The sequence below is a fragment of the Ferrovum sp. genome, from assembly GCF_027317285.1.
Lineage (GTDB): Bacteria > Pseudomonadota > Gammaproteobacteria > Burkholderiales > Ferrovaceae > Ferrovum.
Map to the genome: position 1 here is coordinate 1 of NZ_DAHVHV010000093.1, position 3,936 is coordinate 3,936.

A 3,936-nucleotide genomic window follows, 5' to 3' on the forward strand; every position below is an offset into this window, starting at 1 on the left:
AAGTACGATTTCACCGATGCCTTTTCCGGAAGGTTTGATATTGACAGGTACAGTATCGGCAGTTCGACGGATTATAGCCGAACCGATGTGTGGACAGTTGGTGTTGCCTACAAATTCTGACAGACACCTGCGAGATTCTGGAATCGGTGACGGGTCGGCAGAATTGGGGGAACCGTTGCCCTATTCCATCGCAGTTGGCATGACGTTGGTGGAGCAGGGTGAGACCTGAGGTGAGACTTACGAAGCGGGCAGCCCCAATCTGGGGAGCAAGAATTTTAATAGTTGCACCGTCATGGCGCTGGTGAATTTATAATCTGCCGCATAGGGTTCGTGAACGTAGGCCGTGACGGTACCGAAGAAGCGGTCACCGATCAAAAATACGAAAGTAGCGGAACGATTCACGGCTCGCGAGGCGATCAACTTGCCGCTGGGTGCGTAGGTGACGAAACGCTGATCTCCCGTGCCCGTTTTTCCCCCTATCTCGATGACTTGGCCATTTTTTTGCACCAATGCGTCCTTCAGGCGGATGCCCGTCCCGTCCTGCACCACACCGATCAGGGCGCGCCGCACAACTTCGGTCAGTTCCTCAGGAAGCACCCGGATTCCGGCGGCAGGTCGATTGACAAAGTGGGTTTCATAGGGCGTTCCCTTTGCAAACTGCAAATCCTGGAATGCCACAGTCGGCATCAACAGCCCCTGATTGACAATGATTCCCATCAATTCCGCGAGGGAATCGGGGCGATCACCGGAGGCGCCCAATGCGGTGGCGTAGGAAGGGGTCAAGGCTGCGAACGGGTAGCCCAGGTGACGCCAATCGGCGGCGATCATCTGGAAAGCTTCCAGTTCCAGCATCTGATGAATGCGTGACTCCTGAACTTTTTTATTATGACTTTTGAACAGCCATTGATAGACTTCCTGGCGTTGCTGGGTACTGGCTCCGACCAGTTGCGTCAGGGTCGCTTTGGGGTGGTGAAAAAGATAGCCGACCAACCATAGTTCCAGAGGATGGATTCCGGCCAGATAACCCCTGTCCATAAGGGAGTATTTTTCAACGGCAAACTTGTCGTAGAGAATCTGCAGGGAGTTTTCATCAAGTTCCACCTCGGGTAGTTGCTTGTGCATGAAGGCCGTGAACTGCAAAAAACTGGCCTCAGGTTCGATACTTCGAAATAACAGAGCCAAATTCTTCGGCTTGGCATGGACCCCGTCGATCAAGGTTTGCATCATCTCGTCAGGGGTTTTTCCCTTGTATTTCTTGTAAAACCGAAACAGGAATTCGCGCCCTTCATGGTCTGCAAAAAGTGACAGTTGGGCTTGTCGGGACGCATTCACTGAAACTTCGGGCGCACCGGTTTCTGCTGTGGCATTGCGCGTTGAAGGAGTGGTTTTGATCAGACCCACCAAGCCCGCACTCATGGTCCGTGTTTCATAATGATGCACGATGTCCCGCATCAGGCGCACAAATACCAGGTTGACGGAATGTTGAAAACCTTCTTGTACCGTCATGATGCCATTGTCTTTTTCGGGCTCGAAGTTTTCGAATCTCTGTAACCCGCCGCCAGTAAAAAACGCTTCCGATGGGTTCCCGGAATAGGTTCGTCGCATGGCGGCCTCAAGCATATCCTGCAAACGGCTGTTGGGGTTTTCAGAAAAATAGGTCAGCGCCCAACGGGTCAGCGTATCTTGCGATCCTGCCAGAATTCTCATCAAATCCTGTCGGCTCATGCCTGCATAGGTCTGATGCAGTTGGGTCATGATTTCCAGGTAGGTGATCAGGGTACGCAGTTTGGAGGTCGATCCAAGGTTCAGGCGTGCTCCGCTATTGATATCAAAAGGTTGATCCAGATTGTCGGTTTGCACCCGCAACAGATTTGCCCCGGGGCTGCGCTCGAACAGGGTAAAACTGAAGGACAAGCGCTGGGGATCGTCATTTTCCCCCAGCATATTATGGCCATACAATCCGGCGGTTCGGGCGCCGTCAGGGCTTTGTACCTGGCGCAACAAGTTCGTGACAGTGCGCTGCGCATCGCCATCAAGGGTTGTCTGGACGTTCAGATCGAGCCTGTCCAGCGTATACAGATTGGGTATGCGAAGCAGGGAGAGCAGACCATTGCGTAGCAGGTTTTCAGCCTTTTTGGATACAAAGGAATTCACCTGCGGCACCAGCGGACCCTGGTTCAAGTGAAGCGGCAGCGAGAGTGCCGTCCTTTCCAAAGCGGGCGGGATGAGATGAGCCGATCCCAATAGTCTCAAATAATGGTTCGTCATGCGCATCAGCGCAGGCGAGTCCTTCTGTAAAAAGTAAGAAGGCCGGCGCTGGGCAATGATGAGGGACAAAGCCTGTTTGTAGACTTCAGCTCGCTGCTGCAAAGATTCGTCATCTTGCCTCCGCAATAGGTGATTGAATTCGTCAAAGTTGCGACCGTACCACGTCCACATGCCGTCGCCCAATCCGTTGACTTCACCATAGCCCACCCTTGCCGTCAGGGGCACCGTGTTCAAGTAGGCCACCACGATCTGGCGGCGGTCTGCCATGTTGTCCCTGCCATGCAGGTAGGACCGGATCGAGGCCGCATCCATCTGCAAAAATTTTTCGTGAATGGACGACGTGCGACCCTCGGGAGAGTGCCGGTATTTCTCTATCTGGGTGACCAGGGTACTGGCACCCGGCGTGTCATGCCGACGATGAATGGCGTGAAGAACCTGATCGAATAGCGCCCGATCCAGTCGGCTCCAGTTGACGGCAGGATTGCGTGTCGGATAGCGGCTGTCGAGCAATTCCTTGTCCTCAACGAACAGCAGGGTGTCGACCAATATCTCTGGAATGGCACTGAAATCCGCATAGACCCGTGTCGGAGACAGGAATGCATAGAGCAATCGCTGGTTGTGGTCCAACAGCGTCAATCCGGCCTGATCTTTTTCTGCATAGATCGGCGATAGCGGCGATTCAAGCAATGCGGACGACATGCGGACCTGTTCGGAGACGACAAACCCGTGATAAATCAAATAGTTGGTGTATTCTGGTATTTTGTTGTATCCCAGGCGTTCGTCATAAGGACCTGATGTTGGGAAACGGATCGAAGGGCTGGGGCCTTTTTCCAGTTTGTAGTTGAGTCGGCTTGCAAGCCTGACAAAATAATGGGCTTGAAGCCAGGAAGTGCGTAGTTCATCGATAACGATCCAGCCTGTCGCTGCCACCAGTAGTATCAGCAAGACGAGCAGGGATCGACTTTTCTGGGCATGAAAAAAAGACACTGTGTTTCTCAGGAGATTTTTTGACATCCTCCCCTGCCTAAAGCCGGGGGATTCCTACGGCGCCTACTCTGGCATCAAGTCTGGGTGAGAGTCGCTTTAGTGGGTACCCGCCGCTCCACGCCAAGCCGAGTTTCTTTTCACCGTGTTCACAGCATTCTTTTTGCAACGTCAGTGCCTTATTGAAGACGAAGTTGCATATGTCGCGCCGTTGCTCGCCGGTTGGCATGGGTTCGTATTTGTGGGCTTGGAGGCGCTGCATGCGCGTAGTATAGTTTGGTCTATGAGCGATGACAACGATATTCGACGTGGCAGATATTGCGTCTTTCTGATGCATGTTCACTTATTCGTAACCAAATATCGCCGCAATGAGGACGATTGCTGATTTTCCCGTTGTGTTTGACACCGTACAGACCGCGTTTGGCTTTACGCCTACATTTCATGCAGCGGTTCGGACTAATGCAACTTAATGCGATATAGGGAGGCGATATGCCACTGATTCAGTTGGTGATTGTATTAATTGTCGTTGGGGTGGTTCTCTGGCTGATCAACACCTACATACCAATGGAGGCCACAATCAAGAAAATCCTGAATGCGGTGGTCATCATTGCGGTGATCCTCTGGCTATTGACTGTATTCGGGGTAGTGAATTCCCTTTCCGGGATTCGTGTTGGACGATAAATG

General features: G+C 52.5%; 2 protein-coding genes and 2 pseudogenes. 2 read left to right on the forward strand and 2 right to left on the reverse strand.

The genetic code is table 11. The annotated features are described in order from the left end of the window. Nucleotides 1-237 precede the first annotated feature (237 nt). Both M6F29_RS11435 and M6F29_RS12435 read right to left on the reverse strand, forming a co-directional pair. A complete protein-coding gene (locus M6F29_RS11435) occupies nucleotides 238-3,282 on the reverse strand; it encodes a transglycosylase domain-containing protein (protein WP_298159967.1) in 3,045 nt (1,014 codons plus the stop codon). 91 nt (nucleotides 3,283-3,373) lie between these two features. Continuing rightward, a pseudogene (locus tag M6F29_RS12435) lies at nucleotides 3,374-3,514 on the reverse strand (helix-turn-helix domain-containing protein); the annotation flags it as partial. 21 nt (nucleotides 3,515-3,535) lie between these two features. Between M6F29_RS12435 and M6F29_RS11440 the strand changes: the two are divergent. Together M6F29_RS11440 and M6F29_RS11445 are read left to right on the forward strand one after the other, a co-directional pair. Continuing rightward, nucleotides 3,536-3,619 (forward strand): annotated as a pseudogene (locus M6F29_RS11440) (IS200/IS605 family transposase); the annotation flags it as partial. 122 nt (nucleotides 3,620-3,741) lie between these two features. Next, nucleotides 3,742-3,933: a Thivi_2564 family membrane protein gene (locus M6F29_RS11445; RefSeq protein ID WP_297481173.1), complete on the forward strand. Its 192-nt coding sequence runs from the start codon at nucleotides 3,742-3,744 to the stop codon at nucleotides 3,931-3,933. The last annotated feature ends 3 nt before the right edge of the window (nucleotides 3,934-3,936 follow it).

What these genes read in the sequence shown, in the direction of transcription:
- M6F29_RS11435 (WP_298159967.1), bottom strand. Translation starts at nt 3,282, where the DNA reads ATGTCAAAAAATCTCCTGAGAAACACAGTGTCTTTTTTTCATGCCCAG.
- M6F29_RS11445 (WP_297481173.1), top strand. Translation starts at nt 3,742, where the DNA reads ATGCCACTGATTCAGTTGGTGATTGTATTAATTGTCGTTGGGGTGGTT.